The sequence below is a fragment of the Phenylobacterium sp. LjRoot225 genome, from assembly GCF_964252855.1.
GTDB lineage: Bacteria > Pseudomonadota > Alphaproteobacteria > Caulobacterales > Caulobacteraceae > Phenylobacterium.
Map to the genome: position 1 here is coordinate 394,939 of NZ_CAXUPL020000002.1, position 26,095 is coordinate 421,033.

20 protein-coding genes are annotated in these 26,095 nt (G+C 68.1%); 10 read left to right on the forward strand and 10 right to left on the reverse strand.

Annotated elements, in window-relative coordinates; genetic code table 11:
* Positions 1-40: 40 nt before the first annotated feature.
* Together ACSQ2B_RS12115 and ACSQ2B_RS12120 are read right to left on the reverse strand one after the other, a co-directional pair.
* Positions 41-1,435: a calcium-binding protein gene (locus ACSQ2B_RS12115; protein WP_436050128.1), complete on the reverse strand. Its 1,395-nt coding sequence runs from the start codon at positions 1,433-1,435 to the stop codon at positions 41-43.
* Between the two features lie 384 nt (positions 1,436-1,819).
* Positions 1,820-3,124, reverse strand: a complete 1,305-nt coding sequence (locus ACSQ2B_RS12120) for a hypothetical protein (RefSeq protein ID WP_436050129.1) — start codon at positions 3,122-3,124, stop codon at positions 1,820-1,822.
* A gap of 1,127 nt (positions 3,125-4,251) precedes the next feature.
* Between ACSQ2B_RS12120 and ACSQ2B_RS12125 the strand changes: the two genes are divergently transcribed.
* Complete coding sequence (locus ACSQ2B_RS12125) at positions 4,252-4,899, forward strand: helix-turn-helix transcriptional regulator (RefSeq protein ID WP_436050130.1); 648 nt, start codon at positions 4,252-4,254, stop codon at positions 4,897-4,899.
* Between the two features lie 198 nt (positions 4,900-5,097).
* Here the strand turns inward: ACSQ2B_RS12125 and ACSQ2B_RS12130 are convergent, their stop codons facing one another.
* Entirely contained in the window at positions 5,098-5,742 is a 645-nt protein-coding gene (locus tag ACSQ2B_RS12130) for a sugar transferase (protein WP_436050131.1), read from the reverse strand.
* A gap of 3 nt (positions 5,743-5,745) precedes the next feature.
* Here ACSQ2B_RS12130 and ACSQ2B_RS12135 point away from each other — a divergent pair, with 3 nt between their 5' ends.
* From ACSQ2B_RS12135 to ACSQ2B_RS12145, 3 genes are read left to right on the forward strand one after another with little or no spacing between them, the layout of a single operon-like run.
* Positions 5,746-6,138 (forward strand): hypothetical protein, encoded by a 393-nt coding sequence (locus ACSQ2B_RS12135; protein ID WP_436050132.1) that lies wholly within the window; start codon positions 5,746-5,748, stop codon positions 6,136-6,138.
* On the forward strand, positions 6,135-8,372 hold the full coding sequence (locus tag ACSQ2B_RS12140) for a GumC family protein (protein ID WP_436050134.1): 2,238 nt from the start codon (positions 6,135-6,137) through the stop codon (positions 8,370-8,372). Before ACSQ2B_RS12135 ends, ACSQ2B_RS12140 begins: the two co-directional genes overlap by 4 nt.
* Before the next feature lie 17 nt (positions 8,373-8,389).
* Positions 8,390-9,073, forward strand: coding sequence for a polysaccharide biosynthesis/export family protein (locus ACSQ2B_RS12145; RefSeq protein ID WP_436050136.1), 684 nt, complete (start codon positions 8,390-8,392; stop codon positions 9,071-9,073).
* A gap of 86 nt (positions 9,074-9,159) precedes the next feature.
* Here the strand turns inward: ACSQ2B_RS12145 and ACSQ2B_RS12150 are convergent, their stop codons facing one another.
* Both ACSQ2B_RS12150 and ACSQ2B_RS12155 read right to left on the reverse strand, forming a co-directional pair.
* Positions 9,160-9,918 (reverse strand): SDR family NAD(P)-dependent oxidoreductase, encoded by a 759-nt coding sequence (locus ACSQ2B_RS12150; protein ID WP_436050138.1) that lies wholly within the window; start codon positions 9,916-9,918, stop codon positions 9,160-9,162.
* Positions 9,911-11,296: an AMP-binding protein gene (locus tag ACSQ2B_RS12155; protein ID WP_436050140.1), complete on the reverse strand. Its 1,386-nt coding sequence runs from the start codon at positions 11,294-11,296 to the stop codon at positions 9,911-9,913. The genes ACSQ2B_RS12150 and ACSQ2B_RS12155 overlap by 8 nt, the downstream gene beginning before the upstream one ends.
* 273 nt (positions 11,297-11,569) lie before the next feature.
* Between ACSQ2B_RS12155 and ACSQ2B_RS12160 the strand changes: the two genes are divergently transcribed.
* Positions 11,570-13,315: a thiamine pyrophosphate-binding protein gene (locus tag ACSQ2B_RS12160; protein ID WP_436050141.1), complete on the forward strand. Its 1,746-nt coding sequence runs from the start codon at positions 11,570-11,572 to the stop codon at positions 13,313-13,315.
* Here the strand turns inward: ACSQ2B_RS12160 and ACSQ2B_RS12165 are convergent.
* The 3 genes from ACSQ2B_RS12165 to ACSQ2B_RS12175 are packed head-to-tail and all read right to left on the reverse strand — an operon-like array spanning position 13,213 to position 16,355.
* Positions 13,213-14,166 (reverse strand): branched-chain amino acid aminotransferase, encoded by a 954-nt coding sequence (locus ACSQ2B_RS12165; protein WP_436050143.1) that lies wholly within the window; start codon positions 14,164-14,166, stop codon positions 13,213-13,215. The two genes, ACSQ2B_RS12160 and ACSQ2B_RS12165, sit on opposite strands and share 103 nt — an antisense overlap.
* A gap of 22 nt (positions 14,167-14,188) precedes the next feature.
* Complete coding sequence (locus ACSQ2B_RS12170; RefSeq protein WP_436050145.1) at positions 14,189-15,118, reverse strand: amino acid--[acyl-carrier-protein] ligase; 930 nt, start codon at positions 15,116-15,118, stop codon at positions 14,189-14,191.
* 7 nt (positions 15,119-15,125) lie between these two features.
* Positions 15,126-16,355 carry an acyl-CoA dehydrogenase family protein gene (locus ACSQ2B_RS12175; RefSeq protein WP_436050146.1) on the reverse strand — a complete coding sequence of 410 codons (1,230 nt, stop codon included), beginning with the start codon at positions 16,353-16,355 and terminating at the stop codon, positions 15,126-15,128.
* Between the two features lie 195 nt (positions 16,356-16,550).
* On the opposite strand from ACSQ2B_RS12175, the gene ACSQ2B_RS12180 reads away from it, so the two are divergent.
* Entirely contained in the window at positions 16,551-16,817 is a 267-nt protein-coding gene (locus tag ACSQ2B_RS12180) for a phosphopantetheine-binding protein (RefSeq protein WP_436050147.1), read from the forward strand.
* A gap of 9 nt (positions 16,818-16,826) precedes the next feature.
* On the forward strand, positions 16,827-17,747 hold the full coding sequence (locus tag ACSQ2B_RS12185; protein WP_436050148.1) for an alpha/beta hydrolase: 921 nt from the start codon (positions 16,827-16,829) through the stop codon (positions 17,745-17,747).
* Positions 17,748-17,755: 8 nt separating this feature from the next.
* On the opposite strand, the gene ACSQ2B_RS12190 is transcribed toward ACSQ2B_RS12185, so the two are convergent.
* Positions 17,756-19,564, reverse strand: a complete 1,809-nt coding sequence (locus ACSQ2B_RS12190; protein ID WP_436050149.1) for a long-chain-acyl-CoA synthetase — start codon at positions 19,562-19,564, stop codon at positions 17,756-17,758.
* Between the two features lie 148 nt (positions 19,565-19,712).
* Here ACSQ2B_RS12190 and metA point away from each other — a divergent pair, with 148 nt between their 5' ends.
* The 3 genes from metA to ACSQ2B_RS12205 all read left to right on the forward strand — a co-directional run bounded on the left by metA (position 19,713) and on the right by ACSQ2B_RS12205 (position 24,889).
* A complete protein-coding gene (gene metA, locus ACSQ2B_RS12195; RefSeq protein ID WP_436050150.1) occupies positions 19,713-22,067 on the forward strand; it encodes a homoserine O-succinyltransferase MetA in 2,355 nt (784 codons plus the stop codon).
* 166 nt (positions 22,068-22,233) lie between these two features.
* Complete coding sequence (gene galE / locus ACSQ2B_RS12200) at positions 22,234-23,313, forward strand: UDP-glucose 4-epimerase GalE (RefSeq protein ID WP_436050151.1); 1,080 nt, start codon at positions 22,234-22,236, stop codon at positions 23,311-23,313.
* Positions 23,314-23,503: 190 nt separating this feature from the next.
* Positions 23,504-24,889, forward strand: coding sequence for a nucleotide sugar dehydrogenase (locus tag ACSQ2B_RS12205; protein ID WP_436050153.1), 1,386 nt, complete (start codon positions 23,504-23,506; stop codon positions 24,887-24,889).
* A gap of 80 nt (positions 24,890-24,969) precedes the next feature.
* Here ACSQ2B_RS12205 and ACSQ2B_RS12210 read toward each other — a convergent pair whose 3' ends face one another.
* Positions 24,970-25,725: a Crp/Fnr family transcriptional regulator gene (locus ACSQ2B_RS12210; RefSeq protein ID WP_436050154.1), complete on the reverse strand. Its 756-nt coding sequence runs from the start codon at positions 25,723-25,725 to the stop codon at positions 24,970-24,972.
* Positions 25,726-26,095: the final 370 nt, after the last annotated feature.

The following is a 26,095-nucleotide window of genomic DNA, read 5'->3' on the forward strand; positions in this document are numbered from 1 at the left end:
CGGCAGTCGTGACGCTGCCGGGCCCTTTTGCCTACCGCGACTAGAAGACGAAGTCCGCAGAGGTGAAGAGGCTCGCACGGAGTCCCGTCATCAGCACCGTGGCGTCGCCGACCGAGATCACGGCGCCGGCTGCGCTGTCCGTCACGTGGACCTGCGACCAGCTGGTGTGGAAGGCCGAGATGTTGAGCTTGTCATAGCCGTCCTGGAAGTCGGTGACGGTGTCGCTGCCGCCGCCGCCCTGCAGCAGGAAGCGATCCGAACCGGAGCCGCCGGTCAGGGTGTCGTTCCCGGAGCCGCCGACGAGGGTGTCGGCGCCGCCCATGCCCTTGAGGGTGTCGGCGCCGCCGGCGCCTTCAATGCGGTTCGCGCCGCTGGTGCCGAGGATCACGTTGTTCGAGCCGTTGCCGAAGCCCACGGCCCGACCACCGCCTGTCAGGGTCAGGTTCTCGACGTTGCTGGGCAGCACATAGGTCACCCCCGAGATGACCGTATCCGTCCCTTCGCCGGCGTTCTCGACGATGACATCCCCGTCGGTGACGTAGTAGGTGTCGTTCCCAAGTCCGCCGACAAGTCGATCGACGCCCGAGCCGCCGTTCAGCACGTCATTGCCGGCCCCGCCGGTCAGGGTGTCGAGGCCAGAGCCGCCGTTCAGCGTGTCCGCATAGGCAGTTCCGGCGTGGACGTCGTTCCCCGAGGTTCCGGTCCAGTTCTGTCCAGTCGTGGGCGTGGGCGTCGGGGTGGGAGTGGGGGTCGGGGTCGGGCTGGCCGCACCCGTGGTGATGTCCAGATTGCTGTAGACCATCGCGACAGATTCAGGCGCGGCGGCGCGATAGACGCCTTCCTTGTAGTAAACGGACTCCATGCCCGCCCAGCCGAAGCTGCCATGATAGTCCACGATGGTCACACCATCGCGAACCATGTGCAGATACCCATTGGTTGCGTCGAACTTCAGATCGATCTGCATATCATAGGTATGTCCACGGACGATGTCCTGGGTGTCCGTGTAAACACGTTGATATCCTGATGCCGTCGCGATCACGACGGCCATCTTATTGTTTCCGTAGAAGTAGATCCCGTAGGGCGGTGACTTTCCGTCATTCGCCGTCTGGTGAAACTGACCAGCCACCATCCAAGAGGCGGTGTTCGAAGCGCCCGCCTCCACCTTCCAGTCGTAGTTGAGGTGGATGTCGGTGCCCACGGCGTAATGCGTCGTACCGGCGATCTCGGAGCGTTCTTTGGTGGAGGGGTCCACGGCCGACCAGACGTCGCCGGAACGGACCTCAAAACGAAGGGTCGAGTTGTCACCGCCTGGGTTCGTGAAGCTGTAGGCGTCGTCGTCGTTGTGAACCCAATAGCTCACCCCATCGACACTGACGAGCGTGTTATTCTCATCAGCAGAAGTAGTCCATTGGCTTGGCGCGATAGTGGTCGTCATGGATAAAGAGTCCCCACTCCTGGTTGCGTTTAGCACCGAGCAAATTTACCTCGATACCATCTCTGAATTGTCTTCAATAAGGACAAGATTGTGTCAGGTCATTCCAGACTGTCTGGATCTTTATGAGACCGAACGCCGCACCTATTCTACGTATGATTTAGAAGACGACTTTTTACCCCACACCCATCAACTGCAGATGCGAGTATTACTCTCAACATTGAATACAACAGAATCCAAATACTATTTTGAATTCACTTTGAACTCTATTGCCGCCGAGATCGAAAGCCGCGACACGGGCTCAACGACCTGTCACTGATGGATGGGCGGCGCGCGGTTGGGACCCAGATCCTCGATGGGCTGGACCAGCTCCCGCGCGCCGCACACCTAGATGACCCAGCTGGCCTGGAAGCTGGACTGGCTGACGTTCTGCAGGATCAGCTGACCGCCCTGGCCGTTGTCGATGACGAGGTGGAGTCCGTCGGACTGCTGCGACAGTTGGTGCGTCACGCCCGCGTCCAACTGGATGCGGTCGCCCTGCGCCCCGTTGAAGTCGGTGATGTAGGCCACCGCGCCGTTCGCGCTCGCGTGGAAGATGTCCGCGCCCTGGCCGCCGGTCAGGGTGTTCGTCCCCAGGTCGCCGCTGATCCAGTCAGCCCCGCTGCCGCCGACGATCAGATCCTGCCCCTGGCCTCCGCGCAAAGTGTCGCCGCCCGAGCCGCCCATGATGGCGTCGTCGCCCAGGTTGCCGTTGACGATGTTGCGCCCGGTCGAGGCTGTGGCGTTGATCGAATCTGAGCCCTGCCCGCCGAGCAGCCAGTCGCCGACGGAGGAATTGCCGACGAGGGTGTCCGCGCCGGTGTTGCCGTTGATGTCGTTGAACCCGCCCCCGCCGACGAGGGAGTCGTCGCCGGCGTAGCCGCGGATATGGTTCGACACATCCGCCCCGCCAGTCAGCGCGTCATTGCCTGAGGTTCCCTCAAGCCGGCTGGAGGTCGCCGGCGTAGCAGGGCTGGTGGTGGGAACAGAATCACCCGTCGTGATGCTAAGATTACTGTACTCCATCGCGGTCGTTTCAGATGACGCGGCGCGATATACGCCTTCCTTCCAGTAAACCGACCCCATGTCCGCCCACCCGAAGGGGCCTCGGTAGTCCACGATGGTCACACCATCGCGAACCATGTGCAGATACCCATTCGTCGCGTCAAAATTTGCGTCGATCTGCATATCGTACGTGTGGCCCCGCACGATATCCTGAGTGTCTGTGTAGATGCGCTCATATCCAGACCCAGTCGCGATCACGACGGTCATCTTGTTATTGCCGTAGAACATGATCTCGAACGGCGGCGACTTTCCGTCATTGGCCACCTCGTGGAACTGACCCGCGACCAACCAAGGCGCCGTGATCGAGTCGCCCGGCTCCACCTGCCATTGGTAGTTGACGTGGATGTCGGTCCCCATGGCGTACGTCTGCGTACCGGAGATCTCGGAGCGGTTCTTGCTGGTCGGATCCACCGCCGACCAGACGTCGCCAGCGCGCACCTCAAACCGGAGGGTGTCCGGTGTTGGCGTCGTGAAGCTGTAGGCCTTATCCGCGTTCTGCACCCAATAGTTCGACCCATCAACACCGACGAGCGTGTTATTTTCGTCAGTACTCGTCGTCCATTGAGTCGGTTCGATTACGGTGGTCATGAGAAGTAGCCCGATCACTATTTATATTCATCACCGAATATCTTCATATCGGTGAGGCATCTGTTTTGTATGGAACCGGGACGAGATTATGGCGCTTCGACCCAGGTCTCTATGGATCGACGTGAGACCCAATGACGCACCTAAGCTTCTTCTCTAGACAGTTCTATCTTTTGATATAACTTTATTGGCGCCTACGTGCTGTCGCCGACGCCGGCCTCACCCGCCACCGAAGACATGCCGGCCTCAACCCACAGAACGACGTCTTCGGAAAAGACGACTTGATCTAATTTAAGAGGATATATTCGCTTCGCGCGAAATCACGGAGTCACGTCTTTCAACAAGATGACCCCATCCATTAATACTTAACATTCTCGCACGGGCGGATATTATCAATTTCGACAATGTCGAAATTGCGTCAGGCGAACTCTCCTAATCGGAGGATAATAAAGCCGACTGCAACTCATCGGCGTTTCTCCGCCGAGACGGCGTAGCCGGCCGCTGAGACTCTGCGATATTATGTCACGTACTGCGCAGCCCAGACGCCGGCCAGGCGGCGCCCGGTCGCAGGCCAGATCAACCGGTCGGAGGGTCGCTTGATGCGCCCGTCGGCCCAGGCCTGATCGGCGCGGTCGCAACAGTTTCCAGACTCGCGCGGGGCGTTGGGCGCGCCGTACTGCGAGCGGCGCGGTCACGGGCGCCGGTGAGGCGGGCGAGCCACTTGGCAAGCCCAATGGTCGCCAGCCCGAGGGCGGCCCCGAACAGAATGCTCGGCCACCACCACAAGAAGACCGCCGCCCACCAGGGCAGAATGAGAAAGCCCACGGCCCAGAGAACCAGGCCGCACGCCGGCCCCCACGCCCAGATCGCCGGCCCGAAGGCAGGCCTCTGAGGGCCGCCGCCGAGGCCCGCCGCATCGCTCTTCGCCGGCGCCATTGTCGTTGCTCCTGTCCCGGCGATTGCAAGCGCGGCGGTCGTCCGCCCGCGTCCCCAGATCTGGGGCGACCGGCCAGATCGCCTCGGCGCAACCCGGAAATCCGCACCGCCATCTACCGTTTGAGGGAGAGTCCGATGGGGCGACGCCGGAGAGTGGCAATTGTTCAGTCTCCGCTGGGCGAAGAGGCGACCCAATGCGAACCGCGAACCTGTACGAGCGCCAACCCTTCGCCGAGCCGCACCGGCCCGACCGGTTCAGCTCCGCCCCCGACTATGAAAAGCTCGAACATGCGTTGGCGCACTGGATCGAGGCCGAGGGCCGCGCGCGTGTGCTGGTCGACGACGCCCTCAGGGTCTGCTGGCTGAACCCGTCGGCCGAGAGCCTGATGAGCGGCCCCAACTCGATCCTGATCCGCAATGGCCACATCCGCACGCGCGAGAACCGTTTCGACCGCCAGCTGCGCGAGCTGATCGACGGCGCGGCGTCGCAGATGTCGACCTGCTGCCTGCACGACGCCAAGGCCGGCGAGCACCTGGTGCTGACGGCCGTCCGCCTGAGCGCCCCCTCCGACGACATGGTGGGCCTTACTCTGCTGCGCGCGACCGAGGACTTCCCCTTCCGCTTCGCGGACCTGCATTCCGCCTTCGGCTTGACCCAGACCGAAAGCCGCGTGGCCTACCACCTGATGTGCGGCCGCACCGCCGAGGAGGCCTCCCAGGAGCTCGGCGTCTCGCTGGAGACCGTCCGCACCCACATCAAGCGCGCCTACGCCAAGCTCGGCGTCTGCTCGCGCGAGGGCTTCTTCCACCGGCTCACGCCCTTCGTCATCCTGCTCACCTGAGGTGCTGGCATGGACCGGCGCCATGGCATCGAACACTCCGCCGGCCTCGTAGGCGATCCCCGGGCGGCCCGTGGCCATCGTCTCAGGCTGTGCGGCGCCGAAACCCACCTCCCTGGCCTGGATGAGCGCACGGCGGTCGCGGCAGGGCGTCGGCGTCGCAACAGCCAGACGGCCGCACGGCCTCGATGCCGGCCGCCGTCAGCATGCGCCACGCTGGCGCAGCACCGCGCCGAAGGTGCGCAGGATCAAAAGAAGGTCGCGGCGGATGCTCCAGGCCTGCAGATAGGCCTGATCGAGGTCCGAGCGGCGGCTGAAGGAGGTCTCGCTGCGGCCGCTGACCTGCCACAGTCCGGTGATCCCGGGACGCGCCTGGCAATAGCGTTCATAGACCGGGCCATAGACCTCAACCTGTTCGGGCAGCATCGGCCGTGGCCCGACGATGCTCATATCGCCCAAGACCACGTTCACCAGCTGCGGCAGCTCGTCGAGGCTGCTGCGGCGCAGGAAACCGCCGATCATGGTCACCCGCGGATCGCGCGCGAGCTTCTGATTTTCGCGCCACTCGCGGGCGATTTCGGGATTGTCCTGCATCAGGCGCTGCAGCAAGGCCGCGCCGTCCGGCACCATGGTGCGGTACTTCAGGAATTTGAACTCGGCGCCGCCGCGGCCAACGCGCCGCTGGACGAAGAGGACGGGCCCGCCGTCCTGCACCTTCACGGCGAGCGCGACCGCCAGCATGACCGGCGCGAGGACGATCAGCGCGGCCGGGGCGATGAGTACATCGAGCGCCCGCTTGACGACGCCGCCGAACGGCGCGTCCGAGTAAATCCGCGGCAAATCCACGGAATGAAGATGCTCGAGAATGACCATTGGTCGCTCGCCACCAGATCTTTTGACATAATCTCCGCCGCAAGCGGTCCGATCATCATTCCTGTTGCGACGTCGATCTCATTCTTGGCGGCAACCTCCATCGACCACATCCCCACGGTGGGGGACTTAACTGATTTTTTGTATATATATACTCTCGCTATGCGACACCCGTTTCCGCTATTGTTGCCTACGATTGCCGGCATCTCGGCCGAAGCAGCAACGACGGCCGGAACGACTGCGCCCGCCGCCAAGGCGCGCCTGCGCCGCGCCGGGCGCCCGCCTCCCGCCGGCGGCCTCGATCTCCGCCTTGCGACCCTGCGGCCTGACGACGGCAGGCGCGCCGAACCATTTTCCCGAGAGCGCACATGACCCTGCTCGAACGAAACCAGTTCCTCGCGATCCCAGGGCCGCCATCCACCGCCCACGCTCCGAACTGGACCGCCGTGCCGCCCGATCCGCTCTCCTTCGGCTTCCTTTTGGGGGTGATGCGGCGGCGCTACCGCATCTTCTTCGCCGTCCTGCTGCTCACCGTGCTCGCCAGCTTCGCCGCGGCGAAACTGTTGCCGGTGAGCTATTCGGCCGAGGCGCGGGTGATGGTCGACCCCCGCCCGCGGGGATCGCCCGTGTCGGCGGACAGCCGAAATTCAGTGGCGCCCGATGCGAGCCTCTTCGCGACCGAGGTGAAGGTGATGACCTCTCCCGACGTGATCCACGCGGTCGCCCAACGGCTGAACCTGGGCTCCGACCCGGAGTTCACCGCGGGATCCTCCACGGGCGATCCCGTTCTCGCCGCGACCGAAACGCTCACCGAGCGCGTGAGCGTCTCCCGCGATGGCGTGACCTATCTCGTCGCCGTCCGCGCGCAATCGCGCGACCGGGTCAAGGCGGCGAAGATCGCGAACACCGTGGCGGCGGAATATCTGCGGCAGAGCCAGCTCAAGCGCTCCCAGCTGGCCGCCGACCAGGCTCGCGTCCTGACCGCCGAGCTGGGGCCGCTCGGCCGCCAGGTCGTCGAAGCCGACGACGCGGTGGCCGCCTACCGCGCCGAGCATGGCATCGTCGCCAGCTTGAGCGCCACGGGCGGCACGCTCACCGACCAGCAGATGAGCACCATGGCCGCCGAGCTCGGGCGGGCCTCGGCGGACGCCGCCGCGGTGCGCGCTGCGGCCAGCGCCGCCCGGAGCCAGGCGCACAGCGCCGGCGTCGAGGCGATCACGCAGGTTCTCAATTCGGAATCGCTTTCGGAGCTGCGCAAGCAGCGGGCGCAGGTCCAGCGCGAGCAAGCTCAGATCGCCACCGTCTACGGCCCGCAGCATCCCGCCTCGGCGCGGATCAACGAACAGCTCGCCCGGCTTGACCGGGAGATCAACCAGGCCGCCAACGGGATCGTGCGGGGCATGGAGAGCGACGCCGCCGCAGCCTCGGCGCGGCAATCCGCCCTGCGCGCGCAGCTGGCCCGGCTCCAGGAACGGCAGGAGATCGACTCGAAGGCCAATGTCGTGGCCCTCAGCCTGCAGCGCGCCGCCGACGCCAAGCGCAACATCTACAACGACCTCAGCCGAAACGCCCAGCAACAGGCCCAAGAGGCGCGCATCGGGGACGTCCGGGCCTGGATCGTCTCGGCCGCGCAAGCGCCGCTCACGCCGAGTTTCCCGAAGACCTCGGTCTTTCTGATGCTTGGTTTGGCGATCGGCTCGGCGGCCGGCGTCGGCGCCGTCGTGGCGGCCGAAGCGCGCGAACGCGGCTTCCGCTCCGCCGAAGATGTGGAGGGCGCGTTGAACCTGCCCCTGCTCGCAGCGGTGCCGGAGCTGTCGACCAAGCTCACTGCGCGCGCGAGCCGGCGCAAGCGCGCCAGGCTCGCCGGTCGGGGCAAGCGCGCTGCGCTTCCGGCCGAGGGTTCGCGAGTGCCCGCGGCCTCGCCCTGGAACTATGTGGTGGAGCGGCCGGCCTCGTCCTTCGCCGAGTCGATCCGCAACATCCGCGCGAGCCTGCTTGACGAGACGAGCGACGCCGGGCCGCGCACCGTGTGCGTGACCTCGGCGATGGCCGGCGAAGGCAAGAGCGTGATCGCCGTCGCCCTGGCGCGGGTGATGGCCATGAGCGGCGACCGCGTGCTGCTCATCGACTGCGACCTGCGCCGGACCGGCCTCGCCCACCTGCGGCCGGACCAGGCCCGGCCCGGGCTGATGGACGTGCTGGACGGCGCCGCCGAGGCCGGCGCGGCCCTCAACGACGACGTGGTCGAAGGACTCACCTTCCTCGGCCAGGATTCGCCGGTCTTCACCGCCCGCGACATCTTCTCCGGGCCCGCCGCCAAGGAGATGCTCCGCCGAGTTCGCGACGACTACGACTTCGTGATCCTGGACGCGCCGCCCGTGCTGGCGGTGACCGACGCCTGGACCATCTCCTCGCTCTGCGACGCCACCCTGCTGGTGGTGCGGCAAGCCCGGACGCCGCCTCGGGCGGTGCGCTCGGCCATGGACCGCCTGCAGCGCCGCGGCGCGCGGCTGCACGGGGTGGTGCTGAACCGTCGCCCCCACGGGACGGCTGCGGAGAACGCCGGCTACTACGACGGCGCGCACGCCGAGTATTACGTCGAGTGACCCCCCGGAGGTTGATCATGCTGCGCTATCTGGTCCTCACAAGCGCGATCGCAGCCCAGCTTTCGGCCGCAAGCCCGGGCCTGGCCCAGCCGGCCCCGCCCCTGCCCGCCGTCGCGGCGAACACGGCGCCGGGCGCGGCGGTCACCTCGAGCTATCGCATCGGCGCCGACGACACCCTGGAGGTCGTCGTCTTCCAGGTGCCGGAACTGACCCGGACGGTGCAGGTGGACTCCAACGGGCAGTTCACCCTGCCCTTCGTCGGCACGGTCAATGCGGCGGGCCGCACGACCGACGAGCTCACCAAGGTGCTCACCGACCGGCTGAACAGCGGCTATCTGCGCGACCCGCAGGTCACCGTCCTGGTGAAGCAGGCCGTCAGCCAGCGCGTCACGATCGACGGCGGCGTGGTCAAGCCAGGGGTCTACAGCCTCAGCGGCCCAACCACCCTAGTGCAGGCCATCGCGCTGGCCAACGGCCCCGACACCCGGATCGCCAACGTCAAGAAGGTGGCCGTCTTCCGGATGGCGGACGGTCAGCGCACGAGTCAGACCTACGACCTGTCCAGGATCCGCAACGGCAGCGCCCCGGATCCCAGGGTGCAGGCGGACGACATCATCGTGGTCGACATCTCCGGCACGAAGAGCTTCTTCGCCTACTTCGGCAGCAGCCTGCAGATGTTGTCGATCTTCCGACCGTTCTGAGCTGGCGGCCGCGGACAGGCGCCTTTAGCGGCGGCGAGGGTGCCCGGGACCGCTGTTCTGGCCCAGGCCGTTTTGGAGAGGGCGCATCAAGCCGTCGCGCCGGCGTCGATCGTGAACACCGAGCCGGTGACGTTACGGCCCGCGTCGCTCATCAAATAATGGATGCATTCGGCCACGTCCTCGGGCGCGACCAGGCGCTGGAGCGCGCTGCGGCGCGCCACGCGTTCGCGCTCGTCCTCGTCCAGCGTCTTGGTCATCTCGGTCGCCATGAAGCCGGGGGCGACAGCGTTGACGGTGACATCCATCCGCCCCAGCTCGCGCGCGAGCGAGCGGGTGAATCCCACCAGAGACGCCTTGGTCGCGCCATAGACCGACAGGCCGTTGTAGCCGGTCGACGCGATGATGGAGCTGACGTTGACGATCCGCCCGCCGCCGGCCGCCATCATGGCCCGCGCGACATATTTTGTGAGGACGATCGGCGAGAGGGTGTTCAGGCGGATCAGCGCCTCGATCTGGCTGAGGTGCATGTTCGCCAGCAGCCCGCCGGTCCCCAGCGCGGCGTTGTTGACCAGGCCGAAGGGCGCGCCGAACTCGCCGCGGAGATCGCGGACGAAGGCGCCGATGTCCTCGACTTGCGAAAGGTCGAAGCCGCGGAAGACGATCTCCCCAGCGCCGCGCCGCGCCGCCAGGGCGTCGGCCGCCCTGGACAGGCTCTCGCCCTGGCTGCGGGCGACGGCGACGATGCGGAAACCCGCCGCGGCGAGGTGAAGCGCAGTGGCGAGGCCCACGCCGCGGCTCGCTCCGGTGATGATGACGGTCTTCAGTCCATCCGCCGGCTCAGCCATCCGATCGCTCCACCTTGCCGCCTGCGGTCATGGCCAGCCCGGCGACGAAGCGGATCGTTGCGGGCATCTTGTAGGGGGCCAGCAGGCTGCGGCAGAGATCGAGGATGCTCGCGCGCAGGGCGGATTCCAGCTCCGGCGAGCCCCCCGCCTGGGGATCGGCCAGGGCGACCTCTGCGGTCACCAGCGCACCGACTATGGGGTTGCGCCGGCCCCGCACGCGCGACACGCGCACCGCCGGATGGCGGTTGATCACCGCCTCGATCTCCTCAGGATGGACCTTCAGCCCGCCGACGTTGATGATCCCGTTGCGGCGGCCGATGAACCGCCACCGGCCGTCCTGGAGCTCGACGATATCGCCCGTGTCGATGAAGCCCTCGGCGTCCGCCAGCGCCGGGGCCGACGGGCCGGCGTAGCCGGCGGCCGCGCGCGGTGAGCGAATGCGCAGGCTGCCCTCCTCGACCTTCATCTCGACCGGCTCGGATCGGCCCAGCAGGTCGTTCGGAAAGCCCTCCAGGCCGTCCTCGAGCTCGAACCCGATCCCGGCCTCCGTCGAGGCGTAGGCGTGGGCGACCGTGGCCTGCGGGAAGGCGGCCTGTAAACTCTCCAGCAGGGGCTGATCGGCGATCTCGCCGGACAGACGCACATAGGCGGGCGAGATGGCCTTCGCCTCGGAGGACATCAGCACGCGGCGCCAGTGCGACGGGGTGCCGGAGAGGTGGCTCACGCCGAGGCGCGCGAGCCTTTCCATCTGCTCGTTCAGCGGCTCGGAGGCCTCGCAAAGCACGAGGCTGCACCCGCGGACCAGCGCCCGCAGCAGCGCCTGAAGCCCGCCGTAGCGACGGATGTCGTAGTAGGTGCCGCAGACCATGGGCGCCGCCGCGCCCGACGGCCGCGGCGAAATCGCGCCGGTGAGGCTCGCCAGCGAGTGGATGACCATCTTCGGCGTCCCGGTGGTGCCGGAGGTGAACAGCAGCCACTCGGTCGCGGCCTGCGGGCGATCCCCTGTGGCGATGGGCTCAACGGGAGGGCGGAGCCGGTGGATCGGGACGCCCAGATCCGGCGTCTCCCGATCGGGCCCGTCGGTCAGGATCGCGTCGATTTCGGCCGTGGCGAGGACCGCCGGCAGATGCCCGTCGGCGAGGTCCGGCGGACAGAGCACGAGCCGGCGGGCAAGGCCGTCAAGCTCGACCAGTCCCTGCGCCGCGCCAAGCTGGCTGGTCGTCCGCAGCAGCACGCTGCGGCCGGCGAGTTCCGCGCGCGCCGATCCCAGGCCGGTCGCCGCCGCGAGCTCGGCCAGCGGCAGGCGTTGACCCCACGCCTCGAGGGCTGCGCCAGGTTCCGGCGGCGCCCCGGCGATGCGCTCGCGCAAGCTGAGCATCTAGACCGCCGCCCGCAGGTTGGCCGATGGCCGCATTCCCGAGCTCCGTTTCACGCCGCCGGCGACCCTTGCCGCTGGTCCTGCTGGTGAATCAAACCGGGTCGCCGGGCGCGGGTCTCGCCAATACGGGGGCTCCGGATTTCAAATGATCCAGAGCGGCCGCGAATCCCGGCGCACGCTGTCTGGGCGTCGCCGACGAGGGGTGGCCAAGGCCTGGACGTCGGCCTCTCAGCACTCGGTCACGCATTGATCGCCCAGCTCGCAGGACGGCAAATGGCTCACGAACAGATCTTCCGCACGGCGGCCCAGGCCCTGGTGGACCAGCTGGTGCTGCATGGGGTCGAGCACGTCTTCTGCGTGCCCGGCGAGAGTTTCCTCGGCGTGCTGGATGCGCTGCGGGACTCTCCCATTCGGCTCACCGTCTGCCGCCAGGAAGGCGGCGCGGCCATGATGGCCGAGGCCGTGGGCAAGGCCACGGGGCGGCCGGGCGTCTGCTTCGTCACCCGCGCGCCAGGGGCGACGAACGCCTCGCCCGCGATCCACATCGCCCAGCAGGACTCCACGCCGATGATCCTGTTCGTGGGGCAGGTCGAGCGCGCGCTCAAGGACCGCGAGGCCTTCCAGGAGCTGGACTACAGGGCGGTCTTTGGCTCCATGACCAAGTGGACCACCGAGATCGACGTCGCCGAGCGGGTCCCCGAACTCGTCTCGCGGGCCTTTTACACCGCCTGCGCCGGACGGCCCGGGCCGGTGGTGATCGCCCTGCCCAAGGATGTGCTGAACATCCCGATCGCCGCGCGCGACGCGCCGGCGTTCCGCCCGGTGGAGAGCGCGCCGCGGCCGCAGGACATGGCGGCGCTCGAGCAGCTGCTGGCCAGCGCCGCGCGCCCGATCCTGGTGCTCGGCGGATCGCGCTGGGATGAGGCGTCACGCGCCGCGGCGCACGCCTTCGCCGAACGCTTCGCCCTCCCCGTGATGACCAGCTACCGCCGGGCGCCTCTCTTCGACCCGCTGCATCCCTGCTACGCCGGGGATATCGGGCTTGCGCCCAATCCCCGGGTCGTCGAGCGGATCAAGGCGGCCGACCTCGTGATCTGGGCGGGCGGGCGCATCGGCGAGATTCCGAGCCAGGGCTATGACCTGTTCGACATCCCCGCCGCGTCCCGGCTCGTGCACGTCCACCCCGGCGCGGAGGAGCTCGGACGCCTCTACGCGCCGATGCTGGCGATCCAGGCCTCGCCCGCCGGTTTCACGGCGGCTCTCGCAAGCCTCTCGCCCCCGACGGTCATTCCCTGGCGTGGGGCGACGCTCGCGGCCCATGCCGAGTACCTGGCCTGGTCGGAGACGCCGACGCCCCAACCCGGGACGGTGAACCTCGGCGAGGTCATGGTCTGGTTGCGTCAGCACCTTCCCGAAGACGCCATCGTCTGCAACGGCGCGGGCAACTACGCCGGCTGGATCCACCGCTTCCTGCGCTTTCGCCGCCTTGGAGGCCACATTGCGCCGACGTCAGCCTCGATGGGCTACGGCGTGCCGGCGGCGGTCGCGATGCAGCGGCTCTATCCGGAGCGCGCCGTCGTCTCGATCAACGGTGATGGTGACTTCCTCATGAACGGGCAGGAGTTCGCCACCGCCGTACAGTACCAGCTGCCGATCCTCACGCTGGTCGCGGACAACGGCAGCTACGGGACGATCCGCATGCACCAGGAACGCGAGTTTCCGACGCGGACCTCGGGGACGGACCTGATCAACCCCGACTTCGCCGCCTATGCCCGCGCGTTCGGCGGCTACGGCGCGACGGTCGAGGCGACGGCGGATTTCGGCCCGGCCTTCCAGGCCGCCCGGGCTTCAGGCCTGCCCTCGATTCTGCATCTGAAGATCGACGTGGACGCGATCAGCCCGTCGACCACGCTCAGTCAGATCCGCGCCGCTGCGCTCGGCCGCGCCGAGGCGGCGCGCGGCGCGGGCTCGAGCCTCCGCGCCGGCCTGGCGGCGACGCCATGCGCGAAGGCCCAATAGAGCGCCCGCGCGCGGAGGAACATCGGCCCGATCGGCAGCTTCCGGTCCTCGATGCGGATCATCGGCGCCACCTTGGCGTAGTTGCCGCTCGAGAAGATCTCGTCGGCCGCCAGGAAGGCTTCATAGCTCAGGGTCTCTTCGCGCACCTCGACGCCGTCCTCACGCAACAGGCTGATGACGCGCCGGCGCGTAATCCCGTCCAGGAACACGCCGTTCGGCGCCGGTGTGAACACCACGCCATCCTTGACCATGAAGATGTTGGCGTTGGCGAGCTCCGCCACCGCGCCCAGCATGTCGCGCTGGATGCAGTTGTCGAAGCCGCGCGCCCGCGCCTCGAACAGCCCACGGGCGTTGTTGGGGTAGAGACAGCTCGCCTTTGCGTCGACGGGCGCCGTCTCGATCGTCGGGCGACGGTAGGGCGAGAGCGTGATCGCGCTTCCCGTCGGCGCCGGCATGGGCGCCTCGTAGATCGAAAGACACCAGCGCGTCGTCTCCGGGTCGAACATCACCCCGCCGCCGAAGCCCTGGTCGGCCCAGTACATCGGGCGGATATAGAGCTCGGCCGCGGGACTGAAGCGCTTCAATCCCTCCAGCGCCAGGCCGATCCAGGTCTCGACCGGGACCACGGGCTTCAACTGGAAGTTCTCCGCCGAGCGGTTGACGCGCGCACAATGGGCGTCGAGGTCCGGGGTGACGCCCTCGAAGGCGCGCGCCCCGTCGAACACCGTCGAACCCAGCCAGGCGCCGTGGGTGCGCGGTCCCATGATGGCGATATTGCCCTCGCGCCATTCGCCTTCGAAGAAGGTCCAGGTCGTCGAGACCGGCCTCGCCGTGGAAACGACTGCGCTCATCTCGCGCCTCCCGCCGTCGGGCTCAGAGCTTCAGGACGTTGCGCACCGCGGTCGGCCAGTCCGAGGGCTGCGCTCCATGCGTTGCGAAGAGAGCCACCGCCAGCCGGTCCATGCCGAAGGCCACGCAGCTCGTGTGGGCCACCGCGCCGTCTTCCGTGGCGAGGTCCCAGATCTCGCCGAAATGCTCGCGGTGATAGTTGAAGCTCATGCAGGCCGTCGGCTGCTCTTCCGAGCGGACCGGGATCAGGAGCTCGAACTTCAGCTCCTGCTGCATCTGGCTGACGGCGACGATCTGGCCGCCGCGGCCGAAGAAGGGGTCGCTGGCGACTTCGATGCGGTAGGGCAGGCCCAGGTCCTCGGCGAGCGCCTTGGCCCGCTCGATCCAGGCAAGCCGGAAGTCCTGGATCGCCTCGGGCGCGCCAATGCAGACGAACTCGCGCATGCGAAACGACTGCAGCCGGTCGATGTCGCGGGACGGCTCGCGCCGGAAGCAGTCGGAGGCGACGTCGACGATCAGCCCGCCGGCGGGCACCGGCCCGCGCATCGCCACGATGGGGTAGACCGGATAGCAGGCGGCCGGGCTCAGAACCAGGTCGGCCGATTCAAGGGAATCCGTCCAAGGCTCGCCCCCTTCGAAGCGGTCGACCACCTGGCGGATTTCGCGTTCCGTGCCGCCAAGGCAGCTTACGCAACCGAGAAGGTTGGGGAAGCTCTTGAGGTAGCCGTGCCGCTCCAGATGCTTGCGGCTCATCACCGGCGGGAAGCGCATCACCTCGGCTCGCACGGGCCGATGCGAGCTGATCAGCGCGGCCAGCGCCTCGACGATGTTTTCGTAAACGCCCGTCCGTCCGTAGACGCCATCGACGCCCGTCGGGTGAAACAGGCTCTCGGCCAACCTGGCGAGGCGGTCGTGTCCGGCGACGTCTTCGGCCAGCATTGCGTTCGCGAGCATCGTAACCTCAGTTGCAGATGGTTTGCGGGAGCTCGACGACCAAACTCGTTGTCGCCAGGTCGGCGAGGATCCTGTCGTTGTTGATCATGATGGGCGCCGACAGCACGTCGCGCATGTGGCGCGAGAGGCTGGCGTCGCCGTCGTTGCGATACCCCGAGAGGCCGCAGGCGCGCAGCGCGTGGGTCACCGCCTGGACCGCCAGTTCCGAGGCGTCGACCTTCAACAGGGTGATGGCGCTCTGGAAATCCAGCGAGGTCAGCGCGGCGGGATCGTGCTTGATGCTCTCGAAGTGCGACGTCGTGGTCGCGATCAGCGCGCGCGCGCCGCGCAGAGCCGCCATGGCCTTCTCAAGGTGGGCCACGGCCGGCGGCGGCTTGCCCTCGGTTCGTATCGCCTTGCGAATGAAGCGCCGCGCACGCTCGACCGCGCCCGTGGCGATCCCGGCCCAGGTCGCCGACCAGAAGAGGTGGGCCGACGGCACCATGCTCTCGGCGTGGATGCGGCTGTAGGGATGGGGCAGGATCTGCGCGGCCTCGGCGTCCGCCCGCAGCGCGAAGCCGGCGCTCACCGTCCCGCGCATGCCGAGCGTGTCCCAGCCGCCGGTGCGGGTGAGGCTGTAGTCGCGCCGGTCGAGCACCAGGAGGACCTGGTCGTTGGACGCTGCGTCAGGGGCGCGGCGGGCCGTCGTCACCAGGCCGTCAGCGGCTTCGCCGTAGGAGATCACCCCGGCCTGGCGCTCCAGCTGGATGCGCCCGCCCGAATGGACGATGGCCGCATCGCTGCTGCGGACCGCGCCGCCGGACTTGCCTTCGGTGGTTGAAGACGCCAGCAGCAGCTGCTCCTCGGTCAGCCGCTCCAGGAAGCCTTCGTGCCAGGCGGCGCCGTGGCCGTGCCGCACGATGCAGGCCGCCTTCACCTGGTGCATGGCGTAGATCATCGCCGTGGACGCACAGGCCTGGCCGAGGATGTAGCAGACCTCGACGATCTGGGCGTGACTTGCGTCCTCTCCCCCCAGCGCACGCGGCGCAAGGACGCCGAACAGACGCTCGGCCTTGATCTGGGCGATGGCTTCCATCGGCACGCGACCGTCGCGGTCGACCTCGATCGCGTACTGCTCCGCAACGGCGGCGACGCGCCGGGCGCGGACCAGGATGTCTTCCGTCTGCGGCGTCTCCGCCAGACCGATGGAAGCGGCGGACGGGCCTGTCTGCGCGGCATGACTGGTGGCAACGTTCATGGACGCCTCGAGTATCGGGAACTGCGTCGGCCAGCGGCTGACCTCTGCGGCGAAAGCTAGTCGAGGGCGCTGGAGGCCAACGCATCAAAGTATGGGCCGCGTGGTCTTTTGAGACTGCGGGCCGCCGTCGGATGGGCTGGAAATGCGGCTGGATGAGCGGCGGCTTTGCGCTCGGGGCGAGGGAGATCGGACCCAATGGATGAACGCGCTCTGGCGAACAGCGAGGCCAGGATCTTCGGCATCGTGACTCGCCTTCTGGCGAACCGCACACGGGTCGCCCGGTTGGACGCGGACCAGCCGCTCTATGACGCGGGGTTGAGCTCGCTCGACATGGTCAATCTCATGCTTGCCGTGGAGGCCGAGTTCGACGTCGAGATCCCGCAGGAGCATATCGCCCCGGAGAACTTCCGCTCGGTCGCGGCGATCGATCGGCTCATCTCCTCCCTGGCGCCGACGCCCTGAGCCGAGACCGTGCCTCTGCAAACTGGAGCCGAGCGCTTCCTGCGAATGCTGGCGGTCTCCGACCAGGCGTCAGGGCCGCCACGCAGCGTCGCCGATCGCCGCCGCATGCTCGCAGGCTTGGCGGAACGGATCGACCACGGTCCCGCCGCTGCGGTTGAGGCGCGCGACCTCATCCTGCCCGGACCGGGCGGGCGGATGCGCGCGCGGCTCTATGCGCGGCCGCACGCTTCGCCCGCGGGACTGGTCTATCTGCATGGCGGCGGCTGGGTGGCCGGGGGACTGGACACCCACGACGGCCTTTGCCGCCGCCTGGCTGCGAGCTCGGGCGTGAAGCTTCTGGCCGTCGACTATCGGCTGGCGCCGGAGCATCCCTTTCCCGCCGCGCTCGAGGACGCCCTGGCGGCGCTTCGCTGGACGGCCGAGCACGCCGCCGAGCTCGGCCTCGACGTCCGCCGCCTGGCGATCGGCGGCGACAGCGTCGGCGGCGGGCTCGCCGCGGCGATCGCTCAGGATCCCGCCGCGCCGGCCCTCGCCCTGCAGGTGTTGCTGTGCCCGATCCTCGATCTTGCGAACGAGACGCCGTCCCGGCGCGCCTACGCCCAGGGCTATTTTCTTGAGCGGGCGACCCTGGCGGCGGATCTGCGGGACTATTGCGGGGAGGCGCCGGACCTGCGCGACCCACGGCTCTCGCCCCTGCTCGCGAACGACCTGTCCGGACTGCCGCGGGCGTTGATCCACATGGCCGAGTACGATCCGTTTCGGGACGAGGCCGCAGCCTACGGCCGGCGGCTCGCCGAGGCGGGGATCGGCGCCAGCGTCACCTGTTGGCCAGGCATGATCCACTACTTCTACTGTCTGGCGCGCGTCATCGGCGGCGTGGACGAGGTTCTCGACACGATCGGAGCGGACATCGCCGAGGCGCTCGCCTGAGCTCGCGCTCAGAGGCGCAGGGCGCCGTCGCCCAGGCGGGCGAAGAGGGCGGCGTCGAGCGGCACATAGGCCTGGGCGGCGGCGTCCTCGAAGAACAGCGGGTCTGGGCTCTGGGTCGGGTCAAACCCCTCCGCCGCGAGGCGATGGCTCGTCTTCTTGAATGTCTCCGTCATCGCCAGCGCCGGGGCCAGGCGCAGGAAGAGCGGCCGGGCGTAGGCCGGCAGCGCCGCGGCGAGCCGCGCCCGCAGGTCTTCCAGATCGAACCCTGGCTCAGCGACGATCGCCGCCATTCCCGCGCGGCCTTCGGCCCCCGGAACCTTGACGCCGTAGACGGCTGAGGCCGCGACGCCCGGACAGGAGTCGATCGCGGCGGCCACTTCCGTCGTGCTCACATTCTCGCCCTTCCACCGGAAGGTCTCGCCCACGCGATCGACGAAATAGAAGAACCCGCGCTCGTCGATGCGCATGAGGTCGCCCGTTCTCAGCCAGGCGTCGCCGGGGTCGAAGACGTCGCGCAGCACCTTCTTCTCGCTCTCCGCGGCGCTGACGTAGCCCTCGAAACCGTGCGCCGGATCGCCCCCGGCGCCGGCGATCCGGCCGATCGCCTCGCCCGTCTCGCCGCGGACACAGCGGATGCAGCGGCCTTCGGGACCGCGGGCCGGCGCGCCGGTCTCCGGGTCGTAGACGACAAGGGCCGAGGGGAATCGATGGGCCATGAAGCCCGGCACCCGGCCGATGGAGCCCGGCTCCCCCTCGACATTGAACAGCGAGAAGTTGCCTTCGGTCGCGGCGTAGAATTCGACGATGCGCGGCACGGCGAAACGCGCCTGGAACGCCGTCCAGACGGTCCGGCTCAGTCCGTTGCCACAGGCGATACGCAGGCGATGGCGCCGCTCCTTTGGGTGCGGCGGGGCTTTGACGAGATAGCGGCAGAGCTCGCCGATGTACTGGAAGAGGGTGCAGTCCCAGCCGCTGACCTCGTCCCAGAAGCGGCTGACGGAGAACTTGCGGGCGATGACCGCCGATCCGCCGCTCGCCAGCACCGCGCCGAGCGCCGCCACCCCGCCGACGCTGTGGTGCATCGGCAGGCAGTCGTAGAGCCGGTCCTCGGGTCGGATGTCCAGCATGCCGGCGAACCAGCAGCTCCAGCTCATGATCCGGTGATGGCTGACGCGCGCCGCCTTCGGCAGGCCAGTGGTTCCCGAGGTGTAGATCAGAAGGGCGCCGTCGCGCACCTTGACGTCCCGGCGCTCCGCGGGCGTGAGCGGCTCCTCCGGCAGGGCCGCCAGCGCAGGCTCGATGCGCCGCCCCTCTCCGGATCCCAGCAACCATACCTCCGGCGGCTCGGATAAGCGGGCGGCCGCCTCGCGGGCGGCGTCGGCGAACTCGTCCGTGACGATCAACCGGCTGGGCGAGGCCGCCGCCAGGCAGTGCGCCAGGGCCTCGCCACGAAGGCTGGGGTTGATCAGGGCGACCACCACGCCGACGCTTGAGAGGCCCAGCCAGGCCGCCATGTACCCTGGATGGTTGTGCGCCATGAGCGCGACGGTCTCGCCCTTGCCCAGTCGTTGCGCCAGCGCCCACCGCCCATACTGGCGCAGGCGGACGGCGAGATCCCGATAAGTCAGCTGCTCCGCATCGGAGAGCAGGGCCGGCGCGCCCGGCCTGGCGAGCGCCTGCTCCTCGACCACCTGGGGAAGAACGCGATCCGGCGCGCGCGCGATCCGGCCGGTCAGCTCCAGGGCTCGCAGCCAGGCCTTGTTGGCGCTTTCGCCCTGCGCGACCGCCGCGATCCCGGGGTTCAGAACTGCGCCCATATCACATCCTTTGGTGAGGTTGGCGTCTCGCGGGCAGCCTAAGCTCGCCTCAGGCTCAGGTGTTCCTGATCGGGTTTCCGCGGCCGCGCGACCTCTTTTGCGAAGGGGAGCGCCCCCCGGGCCGGAACGCCGCACAGGGAGTAGGCGCATGCGCCCCGAGACGATCGCGATCCACAGCGGCTTCCAGGACGATCCCGCGACAAAGGCTGTGGCGGTCCCGATTTACCAGACGGCGTCCTACGCCTTCGACAGCGCCGCCCACGGCGCCGCCCTGTTCGACCTGGAGGAGGAGGGCTACCGCTATTCGCGCATCAGCAACCCGACGCTGGCCGTGCTGGAGAAGCGGATCGCCGACCTCGAGGGGGGCACGTCGGCGCTCGCCGTGGCCTCCGGCCAGGCGGCGAGCTACTACGCCTTCCTCACGGCGGCCGATGCGGGCGGCAACATCGTCTCCGTGCCCCAGCTCTACGGCGCGACCCACACCCTGCTCGCCAACATCCTGCCGCGCCAGGGGATCGAGGGCCGGTTCGCCCGCAGCGATCGCGCCTCCGATATCGCGCAGCTGATCGACGAGAACACCCGCGCAGTCTTCTGCGAGAGCATCGGCAATCCCGCCGGCAACATCTGCGACATCGAGGCGATCGCGACCGCGGCGCACGCCGCCGGCGTGCCGCTGATCGTCGACAACACGGTGGCGACGCCGATCCTGTTGAAGCCCATCGACTACGGCGCCGACGTCGTCGTGCACTCCCTGACAAAGTACCTCGGCGGCCACGGAACGACATTGGGCGGGGTGATCGTCGACGCCGGGACCTTCCCCTGGGCGCGCCACGCCAGCCGCTTCCCCCTGTTCAACGAACCCGACCAATCCTACCACGGCCTGGTCTACGCCGAGCGGTACGAGCACGAGGCCTTCGTCGCGCGCTGCCGCAGCGTCTACCAGCGCACCACGGGCGCGGTGCTTTCGCCGTTCAACGCCTTTCTTCTGCTGCAGGGGATCGAAACCGTCGCGCTCCGCATCGAGCGGCACGTGGAGAACGGACGCCGGGTGGCCGATTTCCTGCGCGCCGACGCGCGGATCGAATGGGTCAGCTACGCGGGGTTCGAGGAAAGCCCCTACTATGCGCTCGCACAGAAGTATCTCGCCGGGCGACCGCCGGCGCTGCTGACCTTCGGGGTCCGGGGCGGCTATGACTGCGGGACCGCCTTCTACGACCGGCTGAAGCTGATCAAGCGACTGGTCAACATCGGCGACGCCAAGTCGCTGGCCTGCCACCCGGCCTCGACCACCCATCGGCAGATGTCGCCTGCGGAACAGGCCCGGGCGGGCGTGACCCCCGAAACGATCCGCCTGAGCGTCGGCATCGAGCACATCGACGACATCCTCGAGGACCTCGATCAGGCGCTAGCCGCGCGGCGGCCGCGGCCGCGTGAACGGGTCAACCCACAGCCGGCCGCCAAGGAACCGACGCGGCGCGCGCCGACGCCGGCCGCCGATCGCCCGAGCCGCAGTTTTTCCGCCAAGCCGGCGCTGACGATCGCGCTCGTGAACAACATGCCCGACGCGGCCCTGCTGGCGACCGAGCGGCAGTTTTCCGCCCTGCTCGCGGAAGCCGCGGGCGATTCCTGCGAGGTGAAGCTGGCGCTCTATGCGTTGCCCGGCATCCCGCGCGGCGACCTGGCCCGCGCGACGCTCCGGGAGCGCTACGCCTGGACGGACAGGCTGGAAAAGCTAGGCGCCGACGCCGTGATCGTCACAGGCTGCGAGCCGCGCGCCCAGCACCTGGTCGACGAACCCTACTGGCGCGATTTCACCCGATTGGTCGACTGGGCGCGGACAAACACCCGGTCGGCGATCTTCTCCTGTCTCGCGGCGCACGCCGCGGTGCTGCACCTGGATGGAATCGAGCGCCGCCGTGCGAACTCCAAGGTCTCGGGGGTGTTCGCGTTCGAGCGCGTTGCAGACAGCCCGCTGACATCCGGCATCGCCGATCCGGTGTTCAATCCCCACTCGCGGCATTACGGCCTGCCGGCTGAGGACCTCGCCAACAACGGATATCAGATCCTGACCCGGTCGGCCCAGGTGGGGGTCGACATGTTCCTGCGGGACGGCCCGAGCGTGTTCCTGTTCCTGCAGGGGCATCCGGAGTACGACCCCGACAGCCTCATGCGGGAATACCGTCGAGACCTCGGCCGGTTCCTGCGCGGCGAGCAGGCCGCCTCCCCCCCGTGTCCTCAGACCTATTTCGATCCGAAGATCGAGCACGCCTTCCACGTCTTGTCGCTTGCCGCCAGACGCGGCCGGGTGACCGAGGTCCTCAAGTCCTACGACGAGATCACGGATGGGTTCATGCCGGCGGCCGCTTGGCGAACCCAGGCGGTGGGCCTGTACCGCAACTGGCTGGAGCTGGTCGCCGAAGCGACCGAGCGCGCACCGCAGCGCCAGTCCTCGCCGGATCCGGCTGAGCTCCGCATGGAGCACCTTCCCGGCGCGGCGGAGTGAGCCTGAAGCCGCCGGCGGCGACCCTGCGCAGACGCAGGCGAGCGCGCGGCGGAAAGCGGGATCCGTCCCGTCCTTTGATGAGAAGCGAGGACGAGCTCCAATCTAGGCTTCCTCCCGGTCGGGCCCACATCCCCTCGCCCTCGTCCACGCCCTGGAGGCGCGCCACATGACAGCTCTCGTGACCGGCGGCGCCGGATACATTGGAAGCCACATGGCGCTGGCGCTGCTGGAACGTGGCGAGGACGTCGTCGTCCTCGACAACCTCTCGACGGGGGTTCGCGACCTGGTTCCCGTAGAGGCCCGCTTCGTCCACGGCAACGTCGGCAACCGCAGCCTTGTGGGCAAGCTCATCACCGAGCAGGGCATAGACTGCGTCTTCCATTTCGCAGGCTCGTCCGTCGTTCCCGACTCCGTCGCCGATCCGCTGCGCTACTACGCCAACAACACCGCCAATTCGCGCAACCTGATCGAGGCCTGCGTCGAGACCGGGGTCAATCACTTCATCTTTTCGTCGACCGCGGCGGTGTACGGCGCCACGGAGACCGCGAGCATCGAGGAGACCGCGGACAAGTCGCCGATCAATCCCTATGGCCGCTCGAAGCTGATGATCGAGTGGGTGCTGCAGGACACCGCGCAGGCCAGCGACCTCCGATACGTCGCTCTGAGGTATTTCAACGTCGCGGGCGCCGATCCTCTGGGCCGGACGGGTCAGTCCACGCCGCGGGCCACCCACCTCATAAAGCGGGCCTGCCAGACTGCACTCGGCCGCCTGCCGCACCTCGGGATCTTCGGCGTCGATTTTCCGACCCCCGACGGCACCGGCGTGCGCGACTACATCCACGTCAGCGATCTCGTGGCCGCCCACGCGCTGGCGCTGGACCACCTGCGCGCGCTCGGGGAGTCGAGCGCGTACAACTGCGGTTACGGTCACGGCTTCTCGGTGCGCGAGGTCATCGATGCGGTCGAGCGGGCCTGCGGGCGCAAGCTGCCGGTCATGGAGCTGCCGCGGCGGCCCGGCGATCCGCCGGCGGTCGTCGCCGACTCGGCGAAACTGAAACAGCGGCTCGGCTGGCGACCACGTTACGACGCCCTCGACCTGATCGTGCGCGACGCCCTGGCATGGGAAGACCGCGTCGGCCAGGCGGAGACGTCGCAGATGGCCGCCGCCGCAGATGCGCGGCGCCGCAGACGTGAGTTCGGACGAACCGCAGCCGGACCGGCCGACGCGGCGCAGCCGCCAGCCTAGAGTGTCCCGGGGCTGATCCCCGGGCAGACAGCCATCCGACGCCTCCAGTGATCAGAAGATAGGGCCCCGGAGGCGGCGCGGCGGCAGGCTCGCCGTCGATGGCGTCGGGTTCGGAAGAGCTGTGCCGAGTCCTTCCCTGTATGCGCCCGGCGCGCGCCCGCAGGCCCGCACCTCAGAGACGGAAGAACAGATGGAAACGCAGGCGCTACCCAGGACGGTCGCGGACACGGTCTCGCCGCCTGAGCCCGCTTTCGCGGGCCGACGGATCTCCGTGTTCGGGACCGGATACGTCGGCGTGGTCTCCTGCGGCTGCCTGGCCGGCCTGGGCCACGAGATCGTCGGCGTCGACATTTCGGTCGACAAGGTCGCCATGCTGGCGTCCGGCCACTCGCCGATCGTCGAAGACGGCGTCGACGAACTGGTCGCCGACGCCGTGCGTCTGGGGCGGCTGAAGGCGACGACGGACGTCGCCGCCGCCGTGGCGGAGACGGATGTCTCCTTCATCTGCGTCGGCACCCCCAGCGCGCCGGACGGCGCCGTCTCGCTCGACGCCGTGGAGAAGGTTCTCACGCAGATTGGCGCAGCCCTGCGAGAAAAGTCGGGTCGCCATACGGTGGTCATGCGCTCGACAGTCCCGCCCGGGACCGCCGAGCAATTCGCCATCCCTCTGCTTGAGGCGGCCAGCGGACGCCGGCTCGGCGCGGACCTCGGATTCTATTCGAACCCGGAATTCCTCCGCGAAGGCTCGTCCATCCGTGACTTCAACAAGCCGCCGTTCACGGTGATCGGCGCGCCAGCCGGCGACGACGCGGCGCTTCTGCGGAGCCTCTACGCCCCGCTCTCCGCCCCGGTGCACGTCGTTCCCTATCGCGTGGCCGAGAGCGTGAAGCACCTCTCCAACGTCTTCCACGCGCTCAAGCTCGCCTTCGCCAACGAGGCCGGCGCCATCCTGAGCGCCTATGACGTCGATGCTCGCGAGGCCTTCCGCCTGTTCTGTGAGGATCGGGTGCTCAACATCTCGCCGGCCTATCTGCGGCCGGGGTTCGCCTTCGGCGGCTCCTGCCTGCCCAAGGATGTCCGCAGCTTCCTGGCCCTGGCCGACCAGCGCAATCTCCCCGCGCCCTTGCTCCGGCAGCTGCTCCCCTCCAACTCGGCGATCATCGAGCGGACCTACGCCGCCATCGCGCGACATGGCCGCCAGCCGGTCGCCCTGTTCGGCCTGGCGTTCAAGGCGGGCACCGACGATCTGCGCGAGTCGCCGTTCGTGGCCTTGGCCGAGAAGCTGATCGGCAAGGGGTTCGATCTGCGCATCTACGACAAGTACGTTCAGCTGGCCCGGCTGACCGGCGCCAACCGCGCCTATATCGACCGGGAAATCCCCCACCTGGAGCGGCTGCTGGTCGGCAGCCCGCAAGCCGCCCTCGCCGACGTCAGGGTGGCGGTCATCGGCCATATCGCGCCTGAAGACCGGCCGGCCCTGCTAGAAGGCCTGGCTTCGCACGAGGTCATCGATCTGGCCGGGCTGGACGACCTGTCGAAGGTCCCGGGCGTCACCTATGAAGGCCTGTGCTGGTAAGACGCGACGCCTGCCGACTTTATGAAGACAGGAAAGACGGCGGTGGCCCGGTTGGGCGAACCGCCGTCCTTATGCCTGGATCAGCCCCGGACGACGCCGGGCCTGCGCGACTGAGGATCAAGTCGGATCCGCTCGGCGTCAGGCTGGTAGCAGGCGAGAGCCGCGAGCTTGTGACGCTGGTGCAGGGTGACCATGCCACGGCCGATCGTCAGCAGCCCCTCGCGCCGCAGCTGTTGCAGGGTTCGATTGATGTGCACCACGCTCAGTCCGAGCGCGTCTGCGAACACCTCTTGAGTCAGCGGCAGGCGAAAAGCGCCCGCCTTGACGAGTCCGATCACCTCGAGCCGGTCGTGCAGTTCGAGCAGAAGGTTCAGCACCCGCTCCTTGGCCGTCAGCCGCCCGATCCGCACGATATGGTCGAAGAGCCGCTCCTCGTCTTGACGGATCATATCCGTAATCGAGGCGGACGCCCGGTCGCCGGTGGCCAGGGCCGCGGCGTCGGCGATTTCGACGTTGGTCAAGGCCACGAGGCTGCGGCCGCCGACGTGGGAGGAGCCGCCGACGCTCGCGACATCCCCCGACAAGAGAAAGGCGAAGATCTGGCGCCGGCCGTCGGCAAGGATCCGCGTCTCGGCGACCCATCCTGACACCACCACGATCTGGCGGGGCCGGCTCTCGGGACCGGCGGAGACGCCGGCGCCGGCCGGGATCCGCTCCACGGTCCGCCAGAAGCTCTGCACGCGACCAACGTCGACCTCTCGGGCGTTCGTCCCTTCGGCGAAGGTGGAGGACCTCTCGTCGGGCGAAACGGCGCCGACGTCGCTCAACATAGACATAAACAACCCCTCCCAAACCAATACATCGGGTCGGGTCGATCAGCGCTACGACGACGCGACGGTGACGTCGATCCCCGGCCCATTGAAAATAGCCTTACTGCAAATTGAGGTTGTCATAGGATCCGACGTTAACAAATTCACCAGGCCGTGAGACCGATTACCTAAAATTGTCTTTCATCAGTTTGCCTCGCGCTTTCCGTGCACTTTGATTTTTGGCGGGGTGAGAGCGTGAATCATGGCCTGGAAATCTTCATTCAGACTCCAAGCGCGTTCGAACCGAGCGTTTCTCAGCGATCGCTCAATTTGTTCGCGCTCAAGCTGTCCGCATGGCCGCGCCTCCCCGGAGAACCTTCTGGATGATCCTGTCCAA

What these genes read in the sequence shown, in the direction of transcription:
- ACSQ2B_RS12160 (WP_436050141.1), top strand. Translation starts at nt 11,570, where the DNA reads ATGGCTCACGAACAGATCTTCCGCACGGCGGCCCAGGCCCTGGTGGAC.
- ACSQ2B_RS12210 (WP_436050154.1), bottom strand. Translation starts at nt 25,725, where the DNA reads ATGTCTATGTTGAGCGACGTCGGCGCCGTTTCGCCCGACGAGAGGTCC.
- ACSQ2B_RS12190 (WP_436050149.1), bottom strand. Translation starts at nt 19,564, where the DNA reads ATGGGCGCAGTTCTGAACCCCGGGATCGCGGCGGTCGCGCAGGGCGAA.
- ACSQ2B_RS12150 (WP_436050138.1), bottom strand. Translation starts at nt 9,918, where the DNA reads ATGGCTGAGCCGGCGGATGGACTGAAGACCGTCATCATCACCGGAGCG.
- ACSQ2B_RS12165 (WP_436050143.1), bottom strand. Translation starts at nt 14,166, where the DNA reads ATGAGCGCAGTCGTTTCCACGGCGAGGCCGGTCTCGACGACCTGGACC.
- ACSQ2B_RS12175 (WP_436050146.1), bottom strand. Translation starts at nt 16,355, where the DNA reads ATGAACGTTGCCACCAGTCATGCCGCGCAGACAGGCCCGTCCGCCGCT.
- ACSQ2B_RS12170 (WP_436050145.1), bottom strand. Translation starts at nt 15,118, where the DNA reads ATGCTCGCGAACGCAATGCTGGCCGAAGACGTCGCCGGACACGACCGC.
- ACSQ2B_RS12145 (WP_436050136.1), top strand. Translation starts at nt 8,390, where the DNA reads ATGCTGCGCTATCTGGTCCTCACAAGCGCGATCGCAGCCCAGCTTTCG.
- galE (WP_436050151.1), top strand. Translation starts at nt 22,234, where the DNA reads ATGACAGCTCTCGTGACCGGCGGCGCCGGATACATTGGAAGCCACATG.
- ACSQ2B_RS12125 (WP_436050130.1), top strand. Translation starts at nt 4,252, where the DNA reads ATGCGAACCGCGAACCTGTACGAGCGCCAACCCTTCGCCGAGCCGCAC.
- ACSQ2B_RS12135 (WP_436050132.1), top strand. Translation starts at nt 5,746, where the DNA reads ATGAAGATGCTCGAGAATGACCATTGGTCGCTCGCCACCAGATCTTTT.
- ACSQ2B_RS12115 (WP_436050128.1), bottom strand. Translation starts at nt 1,435, where the DNA reads ATGACGACCACTATCGCGCCAAGCCAATGGACTACTTCTGCTGATGAG.
- ACSQ2B_RS12155 (WP_436050140.1), bottom strand. Translation starts at nt 11,296, where the DNA reads ATGCTCAGCTTGCGCGAGCGCATCGCCGGGGCGCCGCCGGAACCTGGC.
- metA (WP_436050150.1), top strand. Translation starts at nt 19,713, where the DNA reads ATGCGCCCCGAGACGATCGCGATCCACAGCGGCTTCCAGGACGATCCC.
- ACSQ2B_RS12140 (WP_436050134.1), top strand. Translation starts at nt 6,135, where the DNA reads ATGACCCTGCTCGAACGAAACCAGTTCCTCGCGATCCCAGGGCCGCCA.
- ACSQ2B_RS12205 (WP_436050153.1), top strand. Translation starts at nt 23,504, where the DNA reads ATGGAAACGCAGGCGCTACCCAGGACGGTCGCGGACACGGTCTCGCCG.
- ACSQ2B_RS12120 (WP_436050129.1), bottom strand. Translation starts at nt 3,124, where the DNA reads ATGACCACCGTAATCGAACCGACTCAATGGACGACGAGTACTGACGAA.
- ACSQ2B_RS12180 (WP_436050147.1), top strand. Translation starts at nt 16,551, where the DNA reads ATGGATGAACGCGCTCTGGCGAACAGCGAGGCCAGGATCTTCGGCATC.